At 63.5% G+C, this 18522-nt stretch carries 15 protein-coding genes and 1 riboswitch; of the genes, 9 read left to right on the forward strand and 6 right to left on the reverse strand.

All coding sequences use genetic code 11. The annotated features are described in order from the left end of the window. Positions 1-65: 65 nt before the first annotated feature. Together AC07VH_RS04855 and AC07VH_RS04860 are read right to left on the reverse strand one after the other, a co-directional pair. Positions 66-737: a PEP-CTERM sorting domain-containing protein gene (locus AC07VH_RS04855; RefSeq protein WP_489630710.1), complete on the reverse strand. Its 672-nt coding sequence runs from the start codon at positions 735-737 to the stop codon at positions 66-68. 116 nt (positions 738-853) lie between these two features. Continuing rightward, the gene (locus tag AC07VH_RS04860; protein WP_494786968.1) at positions 854-4363 is read right to left on the reverse strand and encodes an SdrD B-like domain-containing protein; all 3510 of its coding nucleotides are present in this window, start codon (positions 4361-4363) and stop codon (positions 854-856) included. Positions 4364-4785: 422 nt separating this feature from the next. Here AC07VH_RS04860 and AC07VH_RS04865 point away from each other — a divergent pair, with 422 nt between their 5' ends. From AC07VH_RS04865 to AC07VH_RS04905, 9 genes are all read left to right on the forward strand, one after another. After that, entirely contained in the window at positions 4786-5838 is a 1053-nt protein-coding gene (locus tag AC07VH_RS04865; protein ID WP_494786969.1) for a hypothetical protein, read from the forward strand. Then, positions 5835-7535 carry a single-stranded-DNA-specific exonuclease RecJ gene (gene recJ / locus AC07VH_RS04870; RefSeq protein WP_494786970.1) on the forward strand — a complete coding sequence of 567 codons (1701 nt, stop codon included), beginning with the start codon at positions 5835-5837 and terminating at the stop codon, positions 7533-7535. The genes AC07VH_RS04865 and recJ overlap by 4 nt, the downstream gene beginning before the upstream one ends. Before the next feature lie 232 nt (positions 7536-7767). After that, positions 7768-8175 carry a fosfomycin resistance glutathione transferase gene (gene fos / locus AC07VH_RS04875; RefSeq protein WP_494786971.1) on the forward strand — a complete coding sequence of 136 codons (408 nt, stop codon included), beginning with the start codon at positions 7768-7770 and terminating at the stop codon, positions 8173-8175. A 275-nt stretch (positions 8176-8450) separates the two neighbouring features. Further along, a riboswitch (cyclic di-GMP riboswitch) is annotated at positions 8451-8537 on the forward strand. Positions 8538-8620: 83 nt separating this feature from the next. Beyond that, positions 8621-11239, forward strand: coding sequence for a S53 family peptidase (locus AC07VH_RS04880; protein WP_494786972.1), 2619 nt, complete (start codon positions 8621-8623; stop codon positions 11237-11239). A 136-nt stretch (positions 11240-11375) separates the two neighbouring features. Continuing rightward, entirely contained in the window at positions 11376-11813 is a 438-nt protein-coding gene (locus tag AC07VH_RS04885; protein ID WP_489630704.1) for an MbcA/ParS/Xre antitoxin family protein, read from the forward strand. Between the two features lie 2 nt (positions 11814-11815). Then, the gene (locus AC07VH_RS04890) at positions 11816-12523 is read left to right on the forward strand and encodes an RES family NAD+ phosphorylase (protein ID WP_494786973.1); all 708 of its coding nucleotides are present in this window, start codon (positions 11816-11818) and stop codon (positions 12521-12523) included. Positions 12524-12567: 44 nt separating this feature from the next. Continuing rightward, positions 12568-12888, forward strand: coding sequence for a DUF2288 domain-containing protein (locus AC07VH_RS04895; RefSeq protein WP_494786974.1), 321 nt, complete (start codon positions 12568-12570; stop codon positions 12886-12888). Between the two features lie 100 nt (positions 12889-12988). Further along, on the forward strand, positions 12989-13261 hold the full coding sequence (locus tag AC07VH_RS04900; RefSeq protein WP_070313584.1) for a type II toxin-antitoxin system Phd/YefM family antitoxin: 273 nt from the start codon (positions 12989-12991) through the stop codon (positions 13259-13261). Between the two features lie 101 nt (positions 13262-13362). Next, on the forward strand, positions 13363-13593 hold the full coding sequence (locus AC07VH_RS04905) for a hypothetical protein (protein WP_494786975.1): 231 nt from the start codon (positions 13363-13365) through the stop codon (positions 13591-13593). Between the two features lie 46 nt (positions 13594-13639). On the opposite strand, the gene AC07VH_RS04910 is transcribed toward AC07VH_RS04905, so the two are convergent. The 4 genes from AC07VH_RS04910 to AC07VH_RS04925 form a co-directional block, all read right to left on the reverse strand. Next, positions 13640-14362, reverse strand: coding sequence for an ABC transporter ATP-binding protein (locus AC07VH_RS04910; RefSeq protein WP_076571170.1), 723 nt, complete (start codon positions 14360-14362; stop codon positions 13640-13642). Between the two features lie 10 nt (positions 14363-14372). Further along, positions 14373-16316 carry a branched-chain amino acid ABC transporter ATP-binding protein/permease gene (locus AC07VH_RS04915; protein WP_494786976.1) on the reverse strand — a complete coding sequence of 648 codons (1944 nt, stop codon included), beginning with the start codon at positions 16314-16316 and terminating at the stop codon, positions 14373-14375. 7 nt (positions 16317-16323) lie between these two features. Beyond that, entirely contained in the window at positions 16324-17214 is an 891-nt protein-coding gene (locus tag AC07VH_RS04920; RefSeq protein WP_475416641.1) for a branched-chain amino acid ABC transporter permease, read from the reverse strand. Between the two features lie 85 nt (positions 17215-17299). Beyond that, positions 17300-18457 (reverse strand): ABC transporter substrate-binding protein, encoded by a 1158-nt coding sequence (locus AC07VH_RS04925; RefSeq protein WP_076571165.1) that lies wholly within the window; start codon positions 18455-18457, stop codon positions 17300-17302. Positions 18458-18522: the final 65 nt, after the last annotated feature.

Here is an 18522-nt window from a genome sequence, read left to right on the forward strand (position 1 = left end):
GCAGCGGGAACGCTATCGCTTGCGCGATGCGCGATGCGCGATGAGCGTTGATTAATGAGTAATGATCAAGTCAGCGCGGAGGCGCCCTTGCGGCGGCGCGCCATGAAGCCCAGCAGACCCAGGCCCGCGACCAGCATGGCCCAGGTTTGCGCTTCCGGCACCGGCGACACGGCCAGCAGGGTTTGCGAAGCCGGGTTGACGCTCGTCAAGCTCGTGTAGTTGTACAGGTTCTGGATGGCGCCATTGCCCGTGGCCACGCCCAGCATGGTATTGGCCTGGCTGACGACGGCATTGCTCAGGTTTTTGAAGCGCAAGTCGCCCGTCAGCAGGTTCGTGTTGTCGTTATTCAATTCCCACAGGGCCAGCTGAAAGGCGGCGGCGCTGTTGGCGCTGGTCGACACGGTCGCGACGGACGAGGCGTAGTAGCCCTCATACAGGCGCTTGACGGCATCGCTGGCGGCGAAGGCGCCGCTGCTGTAGCTGTTCGAACTGTTGCTTACGGCCACATGGGGATCGAGGCAAAACGCCAGGAAGGTGTTGCTGTCGTATTTGACTTCCCACAAGGTCGGCGAGATGGCGCTGCCCGAGCCGAAGGCGCCGCCGGCAGCCGTAAACAGGCTGACGCTGTGCGAGTCGACGACTTGCAGGTTGGAGGCGGCCAGGGCGCTGCCGCTGGCGAGGGCGAAAGCGGCTGCGGCGATGGCGCCGCGAACGATCAGGTGCATGGATTGTTTCATCGTGGTTTCCCTATTTCTATTATCAAGTGTGGAAAAAAGCGTGGAAAGTGCCGGCGCCCCGTGACGGGTGCGCCGGTGCGGCATTGCCGGGCAGGCTCATGGCCCGGCAAGGGACATCAGGCAGCCATTTCCTGGGGCTGGGTATGTACGTGAGCCATGGCGCGGCGCAAGAGGTCGGCCATTTCGCACTGGGCCTGGGCTTCGGCGGCAGGGGCTGCTGCGGCCGGTGCGGCGGCCACGGTGCTCACCGTGCCATCCTGGCCCAGCACCACGTCGAGCGTGCTGTCGTCGCGCAGCAGGTCGGCCATGCTCGGCAAGGTGACGCCGGCGGCGGCCGCATCCTTGGCATCGACGTTGAAATACACGTCCGTCATGTCGACCGTCTTGCCGTCGGCCAGGGTGGCGCTGCTGCGTTCCAGGTGCAGATTGCTGTTGGCGTCGAGGAAAGGTAGTTCCGTGTAGCTCACGGCCAGGCTGGCCACGCCGGCGTCGTGCAAGGACATCAGCTCGCCATCGTCCGTGACGCCATTGCTGTTGGCGTCGCGCCAGATGCGCAGCTCGGCAAACTTGTCGTCGTGCGCATCGACCACGCCGTCGTGGTTCGAGTCATAGCTGGACAGCTTGGCGAAGCCCGTGCCCTTCTCGTTACCACCGAACAACTCAGAGATATTGTCGATCTTGCCATTGCCACTGCTGTCGATGGCCAGCAAGCCGTCCTGCGCCGAGACCCAGCCCGTCTGGATGGCGCTGCCCGTACCCAGCAAGTCGAAGCTGCCGTGGAAGTCGGCGCGGGCGATCGTGTGCACGCCGTCACCGTTGAGGTCAATGACGATGGGCGTGATGGCCGCATCCCAGCTCATGTCGTTCTGGCCCGACGCCAGTTTCAATATGTCCGTGTAGACCACGTTGCCCGTCGTGCCATTGCTGTTGACGTCCGAATCGATATTGTCGTTCGCGCCCACGTTCTTCGCGCCCCAGCGCCACGTATCCATGGCGTAGCCGGCGTGATACACGCCCGACTTGTCGAACTTGAGCGAATAGCTGCCCGGATCGAGGTTGCTGAACAGATAGTTGCCATTGGCATTCGTGTAGGTGGTGGCCAGCAGCACGCCGCTGCCCGAGTACAGCTGCACCTTGATGTTGGCGATGCCCGCCTCGTTGTAATCCTGCACGCCGTCATGGTCGGCGTCGCGCCATACCTTGTCGCCCAGGCTGGCCTTGCGGTAGATGCCCGCGTCCCAGCTCATGTCGTTCTGGCCGGCGGCCAGGTTGATCAGGGCCGAGCGCCCCGTGCTGACATCGACATCGGAATCGGCCGTATCGCTGCCCAGATTGGCCTTGGTGTAATAAAAGCCCGATGGACGGATGACTTCGACCTTGTAGCTGCCGGCCGCCAGTTCGCTGAACAGGTAGTTGCCGCTGGCATTCGTCGTCGTCGAGGCGATGACCACGTTGTTGGCGTTGAGCAGGTTGACCTTCACGCCCGCCACGCCCAGCTCGCCCGCATCCTGCACGCCGTTGTAGTTGTTGTCTTCCCACACGCGGTCGCCGATGGAGGCCGTGTTGAGTTTGACCAGGCCCGCATCCCAGTCCAGCTGCACGTCGCCCGATTTCAAGGTGGCCCATGTGGTGGTGAAGCCGCTGGCCGGATTGACGTCCGAATCGGTGGCATAGCCGCCGATATCGGCCTTGGTGAAGCCATAGCCGGCCGGCGGCACGAAGCCCAGATAGTAATTGCCGGGGACCAGGTTGCTGAACAGATAATTTCCGCTGGCATCCGTGGTGGCGCTGGCCACGACGACGCCTTGCGCGTTGTACAGATTGACTTTCACGCCACAGACGCCCGCCTCGCCCGCATCCTGCGTGCCGTTGCCGTTCGCATCGAACCAGACGCGGTCGCCGATGGACGCGGTCTTGTACAGGCCGGCATCGAGATCCTTGTAGTTCTGGCCGGCAGCGACCGTCACCTGGCCGCTGTTGCCCAGCGTGTTGATATCGCTGTCGAGCGCGTCGCTGCTGCCCGCATCCTTGACGGTGGTCAAATAGCCTGCGGGGGCGACGACGGCGATGGAATACGTGCCCGGATCGACATTGAAGTTGTAGTAACCGGAAGCATCCGTGACGGTCGAGCCGATCACGCTGCCGGCCGCATTTTTCAGCTGCACGGTGACGCCGCCGATGCCGGACTCGCCCGCATCCTGGATGCCGTTGGCGTTGCTGTCATGCCACACGCGGTCGCCCAGGGTGGCCGGCAAGGCCACGATGCCCGCATCCACGCTGTGGTTGCTGTCGCCCGAGGCCAGCAGCACTTGCGCGGTCCTGCCGTCGGCATTCGCGTCCGAGTCGCGCTGCTCGTCGCCGCCCTGGTCCTGGCCCGTGAAGGTATAGCCGGCTGGCAAGGTGGTCTTATCGAATTGCACGCTGTAGGCGCCCGGTTTCAGATTCGTGAACAGATAGTTGCCGTTCGCATCCGTCACCAGCGGACTGCCGACGGCGTTGCCCGATGCATCGAGCAAGGTCACTTTCACGCCGGCAGCACCCGCTTCGCCCGCGTCCTGCACGCCATTCTTGTTCGTGTCGAACCAGACCCGGTCGCCCAGCTCGGCCGTGTGGTACAGGCCCGCGTCCAGGGTCAGGTTGGTTTCGCCCGGCGCCAGGGTCACGGGCGCCATCTTGCCGGCCGCGTCGATATTGCTGTCCTTGCCCGCATCGCCGCCCTGGTTCGCCGCCGTCGGCACATAGCCGGCGGGCGCCACCACGGTGACGGAATACGTGCCCGGATTGACGTCGAAGTGATAGCCGCCGCTGGCGTCCGTCGTGGTCGAGGCCACCACATTGCCGGCCGTATCCTTCAATTGCACGACCACATTGGCGATGCCCGCCTCGCCCGCGTCCTGCACGCCGTTGGCATTCTTGTCTTCCCAGACGAAATCGCCCAGGTGGGCCATCGGCACCTTGAAGGTCAGGTAATGGGGCGCCAGGCTCAGGTCCTGCGCATTGCAGCCGGCCGTGCCGCCGTCATCGCGCACCTTGAAGCCGAGGTCGAAGTCGCCGGCCACCGTCTGGCTGGGCACGAAGACCAGCTGGCCCGCGCGGATGGCGTCGATGGACACTTCCGTGCCCACCGTCACGGCCACGCCGTTGAGCAAGACCTGGCCCGCCGTGGTGGTATTCATGATGACGATGGACTTGAAGCCGTCGTGCTCGACGTCGTCGTGGAAGCCGAAATCGCCTTCGCTGAGCACCACGCTGCTACCGTCGAGCAAGGTGAAGGTCTTGTCGGCCGCGTCGGGCGCGTCGTTGACGGGGTCGATGATGACTTGCAGGCTCAGTTGGACGATATCGCCATTGCCCTTGTCGATCGTCACTTCGATGGTCGAGAAGCTGCCGTTGTAGTTGGCGGCCCAGTCGCCGGGGCGCACATACACGGTGTCCGCGTCGAGCATGCCGAACAGCGGCGTGTTCTCGGTCGATTCCGTATCGTCCGGCAAGAGCACGGTGAAATTCTTGATGTTCAGTTCGCCTTGCACCGAGTAGCCGGCCTGGATCAGCAGGTCGCGGATATCGAAATTCTTGTTGATGTCTTCGCAGACGTGGACCGTGGTCGACAGGTTGTAGGTAGTCATGCGGCCTCCTGACGGCATGCCACGGCGGCAGGAGCGGAAATACGGGGGGCCAGGGCGTGATCAGCCTGGCCGCGCAAAGCGGCGAATGTATACATAGGTGGGCTTCCAAGAAGAGACTTGTTTAAAAAATGAAGCCGGCAGATCTTGTATACAATTTCGAGGGACACAGGAGCCAGACGACGCAATCACGCATCAGGGGGTGATTGTCTTTCTGATATTTTAGTTAGCGCAATTATATCCACTATCTTTTCAAAAGAGAATCATTTTCCGACGACAAAGATAAAATTTCAATAATTAAAATATTTTATTGATACTTTCACCATGCAAAGCGGCTGCCTTGCCCGCGGCAATCTGTGGCGGCGATCACGGCGAAAACGCATGCGCCCTTCTCGCGCGCCGCCGCTATCGCCTACAATCTCGGGATGAATCAACTTACCCTCGTCCTGCCCTTCGCCTTGCCCAACGCCGAATTGGCTGCCGACCTGCTCAAGGTCTTGCAGGCGCCCGCGCTGGCAGCGCTGCTGTCGCGCACCTCCACTTGCGATTTAGAAACTTTTGACAACGCCAACCGCCTGCTGCCGCATGAGGCGTGGCTGGCGCATGCGCTGGGCCTGGCGCCCGCGCCCAGCGGCGAGGCGGCGCAGGCAGCCTTTGCCGCCCAAGCCATGCGCGGCTACGGCCTCGCGCCGGAACCGGGCGGGCGCTATTTTCTGCTGCATCCGGCCCACCTGGCCATCGCCCGCAGCCATATCAGCCTGGAAGACTTACGCCAGCTCAAGCTGAGCGAGACCGATGGCCGCGCCCTGTTCGACATTGCGGCCCCGTATTTCGACGAGATCGGCCAGCCGCTGGCGTATGGCGACGCGGGCACCTGGTTCATGCGCGCCGATGGCTGGAGCGACTTGCAGTGTGCCACGCCGGACGCCGCCACCACGCAAGACCTGTCCGTCTGGATGCCGGAAGGCGAGCACGCGCGCGCCGCGCGCCGCCTGCAAAATGAAGTGCAGATGCTGTGGCATGAACACCCGGTCAATGCGGCGCGCGAGGAACGGGGCTTGAAAGCCATCAATGCGTTCTGGCTCTGGGGCGCCGGCTTGGCAACGGCGCAGCATCCGACGTGCGCAGCCAGCCTGCATACGCGCAACGCGCCAGGCTGGCTGGCCGCGCTGGCGGAACCGGCGCGCCGCGATGCCAGTCCAAACAGTGTGCTGGCGGACCAAGCCGACACGATCGTCGTGCTGGGCGGCCTGATCGAAGCGGCGCAGGCCCAGGAATGGGGCATGTGGCTGCAGCAGCTGCAAGCGCTGGAAGCAGACTGGTTCGCGCCGCTGCTGGCGGCCTTGAAAGATGGCCGCCTGGGCCAGCTGCGCCTGGTGCTGAGCCACCGCGACGCCTGGCTCGACGCCACCACCAGCAAGCATGCGCAGCGCAAATTCTGGCGCGCGATGACCCTGAACAAGTTGAAAGCATCATGACCCGTACCCGCATCGCCACCCGTCCCTGCCCTTACCGCGAATCCGAACTGCTGCGCCAGGGCGGCATCCATCCCGTGCTGGCCCGCCTGTACGCCTCGCGCGGCCTGTCCGACGCGAAAGAACTGTCGATTGAGGCCAAGGACTTGATACCGCCGTCCGGCTTGCTGCACATCGGCGCGGCCGGCGTCTTCCTGGCCGACGCCATTGCCGCCAAGAAGCGTATGGTCATCGTGGCCGACTACGATTGCGACGGCGCCACCGCCTGCGCCGTGGCCATACGCGGCTTGCGCGCCATGGGTGCCGACGTCGATTTCATCGTGCCCAACCGTTTTGAATACGGCTACGGCCTGACGCCGGAAATCGTCGAGCTCACTGCCCGTGAAAAGGCGCCCGACATCATCATCACCGTCGACAACGGCATCGCCAGCATCGACGGCGTGGCCGAGGCGAACCGGCGCGGCATCGAGGTCGTCGTCACCGACCACCATTTGCCGGCCGACACCCTGCCCGACGCGGCCGTCATCGTCAACCCGAACCAGCCCGCCTGCGGTTTCCCGTCCAAGCATTTGGCGGGCGTGGGCGTCGTGTTCTACGTCTTGCTGGCCCTGCGGGCCGAACTGCGCCGGCGCGGCATCTTTGACGCGCAGACGCAACCCAAGCTCGACAACCTGCTCGACCTGGTGGCGCTGGGCACGGTGGCCGACGTGGTGCGCCTCGATACCAACAACCGCATCCTCGTCGCGCAAGGCTTGAAACGCATGCGCAAGGGCAATATGCACGCGGGCGTGGCCGCCCTGTTCCGCGTGGCGGGCCGCGAAGCGCGCAGCGCCACGCCGTTCGACCTGGGCTTTGCCCTGGGGCCGCGCCTGAATGCGGCCGGCCGCCTGCAGGACATGTCGCTGGGCATCGAATGCCTGATCACGGACGACGAAGGCCGCGCCTGGGCGCTGGCCCAGCAACTGAACGACATCAACCTGAAGCGCCGCGAAATCGAGGCGGAAATGCAGGATACGGCCCTGCTGCACCTCGACGATTTCGAGCCGGCCAACAGCAGCACCATCAGCGTCTTCGATGCATCCTGGCACCAGGGCGTGATCGGCATCGTCGCTTCGCGCCTGAAGGAGAAGTTTTACCGCCCGACGATTACCTTTGCGCCGGGCGCGGACGGCTGGATCAAGGGTTCCGGACGCTCGATTCCCGGTTTCCATCTGCGCGACGCGCTCGACCTCGTGTCGAAACGGGCGCCTAGCCTGATCGACAAGTTCGGCGGCCACGCCATGGCGGCCGGCTTGACCATCCGCGCCGACGCCTTCGACGCGTTTTCCCAGGCCTTCGAAGCCGTGGGCCAGGCCTGGCTCAGCGCCCAACAGCTGGAACGGGTGGTGGAAACGGACGGCCCGCTGGAAGACGCGTATTACACGACGGCCTTCATCGAGCTGATGGATGGCCAGGTGTGGGGCCAGGGCTTCGCCCCGCCCGTCTTCTGCGACGAATTTCGCGTCGTCAGCCAGCGCATCCTCAAGGAACGGCATTTGAAACTGCTGCTGGAAAAGAACGGCGTGCGCTTCGACGCCATCTGGTTCGGGCATACGGATGCGCTGGGCGAACGCACCAGGGTCGCCTTCCGGCTCGATGCGAATGAATACAATGGCACGACGAAAGTGCAATTGATGGTGGAGCACGCCGAGCCTGTGTAGTGACACCTGACAGTACCTACTGCGCGTCGGTATAGGCCGCCTGCGATGCTCACCGTACCAGAAGCACGGTTGCGCTTCTCGGCCGCAAATCACTGCCGCTCGCTACGGTTTGGTCAGGTGCCGTGAGCTTTATGACCTTGCTGCTGTATCTCAAACCCCTGTGGAACAAAGTCATATCAAATCATGGCAATGACGGATACAGGCCTCCCTCACCTGAAAGTTATCCAGCACCATGTTGACCGGCCTGAACCACCTCACCCTGTCCGTACACGACCTTGATCGCAGCGTCGTCTTTTACCGCGATACGCTGGGCCTGCGCCTGCATGCGCGCTGGGACAGGGGCGCCTACCTGTCGGCCGGGGATTTGTGGCTGTGCCTGTCGCTGGATGCGGGCACGGCGATCAGCGCGAACGGCTACACGCACTATGCGTTTTCCATCTCGCAGGATGATTTTCCCGCCTTTGCCGCCCGCCTGCGCACGGCTGGCGTGGCGGAATGGCAGCAAAACCGCAGCGCCGGCGATTCCCTGTATTTTCTCGACCCGGACGGCCACCAGCTGGAAATCCATGCGGGCAGCCTGGCGCAGCGGCTGGCGGCCTGCCGTGCAGCACCATATCAAGGCATGGTGTTCGAGGATTGATGCACTGAAATGACATATTTAATAAATTCATTATATTCATTTCATCACTGAAAAACACAAGCAGTGTTGCCCTGAAAAAACACCGTCACACAGCGATAACCGCCTGATAATCTTGCCTTTAAGGCTTAATCAAGCTAGCAAGATTACATCGCGAAATGGGTAAATTCGCCACATTGTATGGCAAAAATAAAAATATTGATTGAAAATAGTTAACACTTATTTGGCAAATTCGCTAGAATCGATAACGCATCAGCTAATTCATCATGATGCTTGATCAGTTCTGAGGGCAAACCCGTCGAAAGGCGGGGACGCAAAGCCACCGGCCTACCGCGCGCAAGCGCCACGGCAGCGGGGCTGCCAATGCAGGGCCGGGACCGCCAGCGCGCGGCGCCAGCCTGGATGCATTGTCGAGATGTGGCCCTCGCCCAACTCGGAGAGTTTCGCCATGAAAAAAATCATTCCCCCGCATCCCCGCCACGGGCGCCTGCTGCTGGGCGCCACGGCCGCCATCCTGCTGGGCGCGTGCGGCCCCGGCCAGGAGACGGCGGCGCCGCCCGCCGCCATCGCCACGGCCGCGACACAGTTCAGCGTCGAGGTACCCGTCATCCCCGCCGCCGTCGGCGCGCTGGTGGCGCAGCCGATGTTCCATGCGGCCCCGGCTCTGCTCGATGCGCCGGACGGGCGCGACAACGCCAACAGCAGCGGCTCGGCCCACTGGCGGCCGCATTTGCAGCACGTGCCGCGCGCCATGGTGGACATGGCCACGCGCCGCCTGACAGCGCAAAAGATCGCCGCCGCGCAGCAGGCGGCGCAAGACAGCGCGCCGCTGCTGTCCGGCGGCGCGGCGGACACCGTCGCGCCGATGGCCGGCAGCAGCGTCGTGGCCACCTACTCTCCCGCGCAAATCCGCGCCGCCTACGACCTGCCTGCCCTGCCGGCGGCGGGCACGGCGCTGACGCCGGCCCAGGCGGCCCAGCTGGGCGCCGGGCAGACGATCTATATCGTCGACGCCATGCATAACCCGAACGCGGCCGCCGAACTGGCCATCTTCAACCAGAAATTCGGCTTGCCCGGCTGCACCACCAAGACCATCGCCACGAATGCCGCCCTGCCATTGCCGCCAGCACCGCTCAGCGGCTGCGAATTTTCCGTCGTGTACAACACGCCATCAAGCACCATGACGGCCACCGCGCCCGCCTATAACTCGGGCTGGGCCATGGAAATCGCGCTCGACGTGCAATGGGCGCATGCCACGGCGCCGCTGGCGCGCATCGTGCTGATCGAGGCGCCCGACGCGTCCATCAACAGCCTGCTGGGCGCCGTGCGCCTGGCCAACCTGATGGGGCCTGGCGTCGTCTCGATGAGCTTTGGCGCCGCCGAAGGCAACTGGACGGCCTCCGTCGACAGCGCCTTCACGGGCAAGAACATGAGCTACCTGGCCGCCACGGGCGACTCGGGCAGCGGCGTGTCCTGGCCGTCCGTCTCGCCCAACGTGCTGGCCGTGGGCGGCACCACGCTCAGCTACAGCGGTAGCGGCGTGCGCAGCGAAGCAGCCTGGTCCGGCACGGGCGGCGGCATCAGCGCCTACACGGTACTGCCCAGCTACCAGACGGCCAGCGTGCCCGGCCTGACCAATCTGCTGCGCCGCAACGTGGCCGACGTGGCCTTCAATGCCGACCCCGCCACGGGCCAGTACACGGCCGTGATGGCACAGGGCAGCAGCACCGCCAGCTGGCTCAGCATAGGCGGCACCAGCCTGTCCACGCCGCAATGGGCCGGCCTGGTCGCCATCGCCAACGCCAGCCGCGCGCTGCAGGCGAAGACGGCGCTCGGCTTGCCGCACAACATGCTGTACGGCCAGATCGCCAGCGTGCCCGGCACCTTTGCCAGCAGCTTTGCCGACATCACGCGGGGCAGCAACGGCACCTGCAGCGTCTGCACGGCCAGGGTCGGCTATGACCCGCTGGGCGGCCTGGGCACGCCGAACGTGAAAAGCCTGCTGGCCGGCCTGTCGGGCACGCAGATCGCCCCGACAGCCCCCGTGGTGGCGCCGGCCAGCATCAGCGGCGCGGCCGGCAAGCCGCTGTCGTTCACCGTCTCGGCCAGCGCAGCCAATCCCCTCAGCTACACCATGCTGGGCGCGCCGGCCGGCATGAGCATCGCCGCCACGGGCGTGGTCAGCTGGGCCGCCCCCATTGCGGGCACGTATGCCGTGACCATGCTGGCCAAGGATACCGTCACTGGCCTCAGCGGCCAGGGCGTGTACGGCATCGTCATCGCCCCCGTCGCGCCGCCCGTCGTGGCCGCCGGCGCCATCACGGGCAAGGTGGGCACGGCGCTGACGTTCAATGTCAGCGTCACGGCCGCCAATCCCGTCAGCTACGCGCTCGCCGGCGCGCCGGCCGGCATGGCCATCAGCAGCGCCGGCCTGGTGAGCTGGGCCGCGCCCGTGGCCGGCACCTACGCCGTCACCGTGACGGCCACGGACAGCAAGACTGGCCTGAGCGGCAAAGGCATCTACACAGTGGCCATCGCCGCCCCGCTGCCGCCCGTGGTGACGGTCGCCGGCGTCAGCGGCAAGCCGGGCGTGGCCCTGTCGTTCAGCGCCACGGCCGTGGCGCCCAACCTCGTCAGCTACAGCCTGTCGGGCGCGCCGTCCGGCATGGCCGTCAATGCCGCCGGCGTGGTCAGCTGGGCCAGCCCCGTGCTGGGCAGCTACAGCGTGACCGTCATCGCCAGGGACACCAAGACGGGCTTGACGGGCCAGGCCGTGGCCTCGGTGAAAATCGCTGCCGCCGGCCCCACGATCAGCGCCGCCGCCATGACGGGCGTGGCGGGCAAGGCCATGAGCGGCAGCATCGTGCTGACGGCGCCCGGCGCGAACGCGCTGTGGATCTCGATCATCGGCGCACCGCTGGGCATGCAGTTCTCCATGAGCGGCATGACCATCACGGCCTACTGGCCGCAACCGGTGACCGGCAGCTATACGCTGAAGGTCGTGGCGCTGGACAATAAAGGCTTGACGGCGCAGCTGAACGTGCCGGTGACGGTCACGGCAAGATAAGCTGGCGCGGCCTGCCAACGGGGCGCAGCGGGACACACGTCCCCTGCGTCCCGTTTTTCATGCGCGCGGCCGTTGCAACGAATCCAAAAAAGGAGTATAAATAGTCCATAAACAGACTCCTATTGAAGGACATATCATGCATCTCGCCTATGCCTACCCCAAGAGCCGCTTCGAGCCGGCCGTGCTCGTCGACCTGAATGCCAAAGCCGAGCGCGAGCGATTGTCGCAGGCGGCATTGAAAGGATTTTTCAAGCTGGCCGCCGCGTGGAAACTGCGCGACGACGATGCGCGCGAATTGCTGGGCGGCCTGTCCAGCAGCGCCTGGTACGAGTGGAAGAAGCACCCGGACCGCGTGCTGGAAGTGGACCGCATCACGCGCATTTCGTATTTGCTGGGCATTTATAAAGCCTTGCACATCCTGTACGGCGACAAGCTGGCCGACGAATGGGTAAGTTTACCCAACAAGAACCCCGTGTTTGGCGGCCGCACGCCGTTGTCGCAGATGCTGGCAGGCGGCTTGCTGGCTATGCAGACCGTGCGCAAGCTGCTCGATGCGCGCCGCGGAGGCCTGTGATCGTGCCGGCAGCCCCGCATGCCCACCTGCCGCCGCTGGCCGCCTTGCGCCAGATCGACACCTGCCGCCTGATCCCGTCGCGCTTTGCCGACATGGAGGATTCCGTGCTGGCGCCCCTGGCCGAGGACGACGACCACCTGCGCGAGCTGTTCGAACTCGATAACGCGACCAACGCGCGCCTGGTGGCCGAGTACGGCGGCGCGCCAGGAATTGGCGTGGACGAACTGGTTTTTGGCGTGCCGCACTTTCGCATCATCAACGCCGCCTACACGTATGCCCGCCCGGAAGGGGCGCGTTTCAACGATGGCGAGCGGGGCGCCTGGTATTGCGCCTTCGACATGCAAACGGCGCTGGCCGAGATCATTTTCCACAAGACCGTGGAATACCAGGAAATCGATTACTTTGACGACAGCGTCAGCTACCAGTCGCTGCTGGCCGACTTCTCCGCCAGCTTCCACGACCTGCGCGGCCAGGAACGCTACCAGGCTTGCCTCGATCCGGCCAGCTACATCGCCTCACAAGACCTGGCCGCCATCCTGCTCGACGCCGGTTCCATGGGCGTGATCTTCCCCAGCGTGCGGCACGCCAGCGGCACCAACCTGGCCTGCTTCCGCCCCGCCCTGGTGGGCAATGTTCGCAAAGGCGCCGCCTATCGGTTAACATGGCAGGGTACGCCGACGCCGCACGTGGAAGCCTTGCCAGGCAAATAACGCGCGCGCATCGGCACCCGACTCACCGAACATTGATATTTCGCATGCAAACCAATCCTGAAAAAGACACCGAACTGCGCCTCAAAGTAAACAGCGAAACGGCCCGCCTGGCCTGGAGCGAACTGGAAAAGCACTTCGCCCAAGGCAATGTCGTCTGGGTCGCCAATGCACTGGACCTGGTCGAAGTGGCCGTGCGCATCTCGCACGACGACAAGGCGACCATCACGCAATGGATGACCGATGGCAAGGTCGCCAAGGTCTCCGACCAGCAGGCGCTGGACTGGCAGGCGGCCGATGCGTCCCTATGGGCCGTCGTCGTCAGCCCGTTCATCCTGGTGCAGCAGGAAAAGCCGACCAAGCACTGACACTTACAGGCTGCGCTCGACGTAAAGAAAATGCGCAGTCAACTAAATTTGGCACTTAATTTAGTTATCCAATGTTGGTCTGCAACTTGTGGAGGACGGCATGAACTTTCTCAATATTCAACCAATTAGCTACTTGAAGACGAACACCAGCGACGTGGTCAAACAGGTGCTGGAGACGCATGACCCGGTAGCCATCACGGTGAACGGCAGAGTTCAGGCAATTGTTCAAGACCCTGTCAGCTATCAAAAGACTCAAGATCAGCTTGCCATGCTCCGCATCCTTGCTCTCGGCCGCAAGCAGATTGAGGAAGGTAAAATCATTGATCATGATGACGTTGTGGCCCTTCTGGAAGCTGAAGACGACGACAATTGATTACACAAATGAAAATCATTTGGACGCAGTCCGCCTTGAACGATTTGCAAGACATTCGCTTCTAGCTGAAGCAGAACGAATCCCTGGCTTTTGCCAGGAAGGTGACGCAAGCGATTCTGGCTGAAGTCAATTCTCTCAAAGATTGGAACATTCAAGGCAGTTTTGTTCCTGAACTTAAAGACCTTCATTTGACGACTCACCGCCAACTGTTGGCCGGCCAGCATCGCATCCTTATCGAGTATGGACATAACGATATCGTTTACGTTCATATGATTGCCCATACCCGCCGTGACCTGGAAGCAATGATACGCCGTCGCCTACTCACTGCGTAATACGGAGGATGTGACAATGCGCAGCAAGCGCATTGTCAGACCATCATCAATGCCCTCCCCCCAGATACGCCGCGATCACCTTCGGGTCGGTTTTCAGGCTCTCGGCCGGCCCGTGCACGGAAATGCTGCCGTTTTCCAGCACGTAGCCGTAATCGGCCACGTTCAGGGCGGCGGCGGCGAATTGCTCCACCAGCAGCATGGTCACGCCTTCGGCCTTCAAGCGCGTGATGATGCGGAAGACTTCTTCCACCAGGATCGGCGCCAGGCCCATCGACGGTTCGTCCAGCAGGATCACTTCCGGGTTCAGCATCACGGCGCGGGCCATGGCCAGCATCTGCTGCTCGCCGCCCGACAAGGTGCCGGCCAGCTGGTCGCGCCGCTCCTTCAGGCGCGGGAACAGCTCCAGGGCCTTGTCCAGGTCGCCCTTGATGTCGCCTTTCGGGCGCGCCCGCGTAAAGCGGGGGAAGGCGCCCAGCAGCAGGTTGTCCGTCACCGACATCGAGGCGAAGACCCTGCGCCCTTCCGGCGAATGGGCCAGCCCGGCGCGCGCGATGCGGTGCGAATCGAGGCCCGTGACATCCTTGCCGCCCAGGGTGACGCTGCCCGATTTCGGTTTCAGCATGCCGGAAATGGCGCGCATGGTGGTGGTCTTGCCGGCGCCGTTCGAGCCGATCAGGGTCACCAGCTTGCCCTTCGGGACTTCGAGCGAAATGCCGTGCAGGACTTCGACTTTGCCGTAGGCGGCGTGCAGATTGTTAATGGTCAGCATGGTCTTCCTCTCAGTGCGCCGCGGGGCTCAGGGTGTCGGCGCTGCCGCCCAAATAGGCTTCGATCACTTTCGGATCGCTTTGGACAAGCGCGGGTGCGCCTTCGGCGATCTTCTGGCCGAAATCGAGCACCGTCACCACGTCCGACAGGGCCATCACCACGTCCATATGGTGCTCGATCAGGATGATGGTGATGCCGTGCTCGCGGATCTTGCGGATGATGGCCATCAGTTCCTTGATGTCGGGCGCCGTCAGGCCCGCCGCCGGCTCGTCGAGCAGCAGCAGACGCGGGTTGAGGCCCAGCGCGCGGCCGATCTCCAGCAGCCGCTGCTTGCCGTACGGCAGATTGCGCGCCTCTTCGTTGGCCAGGTCCGCCAGGCCCACGAACTCGAGGATGCTGGCGGCCCGCTCGCGCGCGGCCGTCTCTTCGCGCTTGTGGCGGGGCGTGTGCAGCATCACGTCCAGCACGTTCGACTTGAAGGTGTTGTGCAAGCCCACCAGCACGTTCTCGGTGGCCGTCATCTCGCCGAACAGCTGCACGTTCTGGAAGGTGCGCGCCACGCCGCCCAGGGCGATTTCGGACGGCGTGCGGCCGGAAATGACGGCGCCGGCAAATTCCACCTTGCCCGCCGTCGGCTTGTAGATCCCCGTCAGCACGTTCATCATCGTGCTCTTGCCCGAGCCGTTCGGCCCGATCAAGCCGTGCACGGAACCTTGCGTGACGTTCAGGTCCACCTGGTTCAGCGCTTTCAGGCCGCCGAACTGCATCAGCGCCTGGTCCACGCGCAGCAGGGTCGCGCCCTGCTGCCCGCCCTGCGCGTGGTCGAACGGCGCCACGCCGTGCGAAGCGATGGCCTGCACGTGGCGCCGGCCCTTGCCGATAAAGCTCATCAAAAAGCCGACGATGCCGTCCTGCAGGTAGTACACGACGAACAGGGTCATCAGGCCGAAGATGGTCAAACGCCAGTCGACCATGTTTTCCAGCTTGTAGGAAAACGCGGCTAGGCCGATGGTGGCCACCAGGGGCACGAGCACGCCGCGCACGGTGGAGCGCTTTTTCGCCAGCATGAAGGCGGAGCCGATCACGCCCAACACGGCGGCGGAGACGGCGATCTTGCGGAACAGTTCGATGTCCGACAAGAGGCTGGGCAGCATGACGACGATCAGGGCGCCGATCAGCGCGCCCGAACGCGTCTTGCGTCCGCCCATGATGACGGCCAGCAGGAACAGGATCGTCAGTTCGAAGTTATAGGTATTGGGCGAGATGTATTCTTCCGAATACGCATACAGGCTGCCGGCCAGGCCCGCGAAACCGGCGCTGATGACAAAGGCATACACCTTGTAGCGGTAGACGGACACGCCCATGCAGTCCGAGGCGATGGGGCTGTCGCGCAAGGCTTCAAACGCGCGGCCCAGGTTCGACTTCAGGATGCGGTGCACCACCACCAGCGAGATCACCAGCAGCGCGGCGACCATGTAGTAGTACTCCACTTCCGTCAGCTTGTGGCCGAACAGGACGGGTTTGTGGATCTTGATGCCCATCGGGCCTTCCGTCAGGAAGCTCATCTCGTTGATCAGGATTTGCACGATGGTGCCGAAGGCCAGGGTCACCATGGCCAGGTAGGGTCCCGTCACGCGCAGGGCCGGCAAGGCCAGGATGGCGCCGAACAGGGCCGCGCCCGCGATGCTGGCGGGGATGGCCAGCCAGAATGAGACGCCCAGCTTGAACACCAGCACGCCCGTCACGTACGAGCCGATGCCGAACAGGCCCGCATGGCCCAGCGACACCTGCCCCGTGTAGCCGACGACGATATCGAGGCCGAACAGCAGGATGGCGTAGATCAGGATGGTCTCGGCCAGGTGGATGTAGTACGGGTTCGGAATGACGATGGGGAACAGCGCGAGCGCGGCCAGGCCCGCCGCGCTCAGCGCCAGCATGGTGATTTTCTTGTTCATGTGGTCCTCAGACTTTCTTGATCGCGGCTTTGCCGAACAGGCCGGACGGCTTGACGGCCAGCACCAGCAGCAAGAGCAGCAGGCCGGGCACTTCCTTGTAGCCGGTGGAGATGTAGTAGCCGGTGGTCGTCTCGGCAATGCCCAGGATCAGGCCGCCCACGATGGCGCCCACGCCCGACGTCAGGCCGCCGATGATGGCCACGGCAAACGCTTTCAGGCCCAGCGAGGCGCCCATGGTGGCCCCCGTCAGGGTCAGCGGCGCCACCAGCACGCCCGCGAAGGCGGCCGTGGCCGACGACAGCGCGTAGGAAAAGGTGATGACCATGCCCGTGTTGATGCCCATCAAACCGGCCGCGTCGCGGTCGTTGGCCGTCGCCACGACGGCCTTGCCGTAGATCGATTTGCGGTTGAATACTTCGACGGCCAGCATGATGGCCAGCGCGCCGACGATGACGGCCACCTGCATCTGCTGCACGTTGGCGCCAAACACCTGGAACGGCGCGGCCGACAGGGGCGAAGGGAACATCAGGTCGTCCTTGCCCCAGATGTTTTCCGCCACGTTCTTGAAAATGATGGCCAGCGCGATGGTCGACATGATCCAGCCGAATTCGGACTTGATCTTGATGGCGGGCCGCACGCCTATCCATTCGACGAACACGCCCTGCAAGGCGCCGAAGACGATGACGACGGGGATCATCAGCAGGTAGCTCATGTAGGGGCCGCCGTGGATGGTGCCCACCAGCGACAGGCCCACGAGCGCGCCCAGCATCAGCGATTCGCCCTGGCCGAAGTTGAGGGTGCCGGACGTGGCAAAGGTCAGCTGGTAGCCAAAGGCGATGACGGCATAGATCATGCCCAGCGCGACGCCGCTGAAGACAAGCTGCAGGAAGATTTCCATGGTATTCCCCGAAGGATGGGAGATAAAAAAATGGCCAGTCCTGATTCCTCAAGGCTGGCCACTGCGCGGCGAAGGTCTGCCAGGCTTATTTCGCGAGGACGACTTTGCCGTCCTTGACTTCGCCGAAGACCGTCAGCTCGGCCGTGATCGCTTCATGGTTGGTCTTGCTGAACGGCTTGTTGTAGGTGGTGACGGCGCCTTCCACCTTTTCATTCAGGTTTTCCAGCGCGGCGCGCACTTTCGGGCCGTCCGTGCCGCCCGCCTGCTTGAAGGCGGCGGCCAGCAGGTAGATGGAATCGTAGCCTTGCGCGGCCGAGACGGCCGACGGCATGCGTCCGCCCGATGGCTTGTAGGCGGCCACATAGGCGTCGATGAAGGCCTTGCGCTTCGGCGTGCTGGCGTCCTGGATGAAGGTTTGCGGCATGCGCGTGCCATTGCCGTTCTTGCCCGCGTTGTCGATGAAGTTACCCATGGCCAGGGTCCAGCTGCCGATCAGCGGCACTTTCCAGCCCAGTTTTTCCATGCCGTTGGCGATCTGCGCCAGTTCCGGGCCGATGCCGTAGGTCAGCACGACTTCCGCCCCCGCCTGCTTGGCTTTCAGCAGCTGGGCCGTCATGTCGACGTCCTTGATGTTGTATTTTTCAACGGCGACGGGCTTGATGCCCTTCTTGTCGAGCGCCTTTTCCAGGTCTTCGCGGCCCAGCTGGCCATAGTTGGTGGAGTCGGCCAGGATCGCCACTTTCTTGAACTTGCGGTTCTCGATCGCCTCATGCACGATCATGCCGGACTGGATGGTGTCATTGGCCGCATTGCGGAAGATGTAGTTTTCCGGCTGGTCGGCGAATTGCTTGGTGACGATGGAACCCGTCGCCACATTGTTCATGACGGGAATTTTGGCTTCCTGGTAGAAGCGCTGCGAAGCGAGGGCCACGCCCGTGTTGATGTAGCCGACGGTGGCGGCGACCTTTTCCTTGTTGATCAGTTCCTGCGCGATCTGCACGCCGCGTTCGTTCTTCGCCTCGTCATCGCGCTCGATGAGCAGAAGCGAACGGCCCAGCACGCCGCCCTTGGCATTGATTTCCGCGACGGCCAGCTTGACGCCGTCGCGCATCGACACGCCCATCGGCGCGGAACCGCCCGTAAACGGTCCGGACACGCCGATCTTGATGGGGTCGGCTGCGACGGCCGCCTGCGAGAAACCCAAAACCAAACTTGCCACGAGCAATTTCTGTTTCAAATTCATTGTCATCTCCTCTGCTACAACGTTTTAAATGCCACTTATTTTTATAGTCGTACGCTGGATAACCG

The organism is Janthinobacterium sp. GW821-FHT03C10 (assembly GCF_059420865.1).